We start from the raw sequence: 305 nt of genomic DNA, 5'->3' as shown, positions 1-305 counted from the left end.
ATGCCGAGGAGGATGCCGATCACCGCCACTACCACCACCATTTCCAGCAACGTGAAGCCCTTCTGTCTTGTCCTCATCGGGGCTGCTCCTCCCCGTCCTGGCGGGGCTGTTCTTTCTCGATCATCTCGGCCAGCTCCTGTTCGCTCATCTGTTTGTGAATGTAGATATCGGTGATGGTGGACCACGGCTGGCTGACGGTGCCAGAGTAGGACACCACGGAGCCCGGCTTGACCTGGAACAGGCTGGGCATGCCGTTCCTGACGGTGCTGTTGGGAAGGCGGTAGAGCCGGTGGTCGATGTCCACC

Annotated in this window: 2 protein-coding genes; both read right to left on the bottom strand. The window is 60.7% G+C overall.

Translation table 11 applies throughout. The features are described from left to right. Positions 1 to 77: prepilin-type N-terminal cleavage/methylation domain-containing protein (locus G5A07_RS21215; RefSeq protein ID WP_191863971.1), on the bottom strand; the 77-nt coding region annotated here is incomplete at its 3' end. Beyond that, positions 74 to 305: type 4a fimbrial biogenesis protein PilY2 (pilY2, locus tag G5A07_RS21210; protein ID WP_191863970.1), on the bottom strand; the 232-nt coding region annotated here is incomplete at its 5' end. The genes pilY2 and G5A07_RS21215, both read right to left, overlap by 4 nt.

The sequence above is a fragment of the Stenotrophomonas sp. AS012628 genome (genome assembly GCF_010608305.1).
Classification (GTDB): Bacteria; Pseudomonadota; Gammaproteobacteria; order Xanthomonadales; family Xanthomonadaceae; genus Stenotrophomonas; species Stenotrophomonas geniculata.
The sequence above is the reverse complement of the archived record's forward strand: the minus strand, read 5'-3'. Positions and strand labels throughout refer to the sequence as shown.